Consider the following 1815-nt stretch of genomic DNA (forward strand, 5'->3'; position numbering starts at 1 on the left):
ATGGCAAAAGACAAATCAAGATACTTCACCTTTTTGTTATATCCCGAATCTATTCCAGAAGATTGGAAATCGAAATTAGAATTAATTGGTGTTCCAATTGCTATTAGTCCATTTCATGATATGGATGAAAAAACTGATAAATCAAAATGGACACCTGATGATGTCATACGAAATGGCAAGCACTATAAAAAGCCGCATTATCATGTTGTCTATGTGGCTAAAAATCCAGTTACTGCTGATAGTGTTCGGTACAAGATTAAACAGCTTCTAGGTGATCGGAGTATCGCTAAAGTGCAAATAGTCATCAGAAGTATGGCAAGCATGTATTCATACCTTACACATGAGTCTAAAGATGCTATTGAGAAGAAAAAACATAAATATAATAAAAAAGATATTACGCTGATAAATAATTTTGATATTGATAGATATATATCGCTTGATGTGGAAGATAAAGACGACATGCTGAATGATGTTTGTGATTTGATTGATGACCATAATTTGGCAAATATGCGTGAATTGAGACGCTTTTTAAAAGCTCATGGTTCAGAATATGGCATGCCTAGTATCAAGGTCGTTAATTCGGTTTTACGTGCTCATACTGGACTGATAAGACTATATTTCGATGCTGTTTATCAGGAACGCAAGTATGGCAGAGGAGACATAGACAAAGAAACTGGCGAGATACAAGATTGATTAGTGAATAAAAAGTGGGTGCTCAATTCGAGCACCTTTTTTTGTTGTCGGCTAGCCGACTTCTGATACAGGAAATTTAGCACAAACACCATCAATTTTAATTGTGGTGTGTAAGTGCGCATTGCTTTAAAAATAGCAATGAAAAAATCAAAAGAAAATGCTAAAAGCGCACTTACACGTCATCAAAGATGACGTTGCGCTAAAACCACTAAAACCTGTATCAGATTTCGCTTCGCTCAAACAAAACTGACTTGCGTCAGTTGAAACATTCAAAGCAGTTAAAGTCCAGTCGTTATCTCCTTCGGACTTTAACTGCTTTGAATGTTGGCTTTAAATGGGTCTAATTTGCTCTCTAAGCCATTTTAGCTGTTAAATGCATAATTAGCTGTCTGTCAACGGTAAATCGACGTAGAACGGCTTTTAGCCGTTCTAGGAGGCTTTAAGGAGTTGACAGACTCACTAGACCAAGACACTTTTGCGCATGCAAAGAAAAGCACACCTGCTTTTTTTGCCTGCCTCACGGCGAGTGCGGGGTGAGTTTGAGCGGGAGCACCCGCTCATTTATGGGGTCAAGCTGACACAGCTTGCAGGTTTGGGCAGCGCCCATGGTTTTATTCGTGTGGGATATAAATTTGAAAATCAGGGGGGCGAGGGAGCGAATTTTGCGACCGTACTACGACCCCCCTTTTAAGTGCCGAGTGCCAATTTTGGTTAAAAATGGTCTTCAAGCCTTTAATATCAATGGTTACAGAGTTTTAAATCTCGGCGAGTTTTCGGCGAGTTTTTAGCGAGTTTTTAGCGAAATAGAGATTTATAGCATATATTATTGACAATAATGTTGCAAAAAAGCATAATAATGGTGTACTTAAATTTGATTTAGTTTGGAGTAAAAATATGGCTACAAATAAAAAAAGAATTACGGTCAGTCTAACCGAAGATCAGTATTTTACTTTGGAAAATCTTGCGAAAGAAAAGGGTTTTTCTAAGTCTGCAATTTTAGCTTTAGCTTTAGAAAATTATTCAAGAAAGGAATTAGAACAAAAAAAATAAGCGAAAACTCGGCTTGGGCAAGACGATAGTTTCCGCTAAACATTGTTGTTCTATCAAGGCTATTTTAACATT

The 1815-nt window shown here is 37.3% G+C and carries 2 protein-coding genes; both read left to right on the forward strand.

What is annotated here, in order from left to right:
* On the forward strand, positions 1-693 hold a 693-nt coding region (locus tag KGF70_RS16785), incomplete at its 5' end, for a replication protein (protein WP_012695376.1).
* An 894-nt stretch (positions 694-1587) separates the two neighbouring features.
* On the forward strand, positions 1588-1743 hold the full coding sequence (locus tag KGF70_RS16790) for a ribbon-helix-helix protein, CopG family (protein ID WP_003555393.1): 156 nt from the start codon (positions 1588-1590) through the stop codon (positions 1741-1743).
* Positions 1744-1815 lie beyond the last annotated feature (72 nt).

The sequence above is a fragment of the Lactiplantibacillus sp. 7.2.4 genome, assembly GCF_018991185.1.
In the GTDB taxonomy this organism is placed as follows: domain Bacteria; phylum Bacillota; class Bacilli; order Lactobacillales; family Lactobacillaceae; genus Lactiplantibacillus; species Lactiplantibacillus pentosus.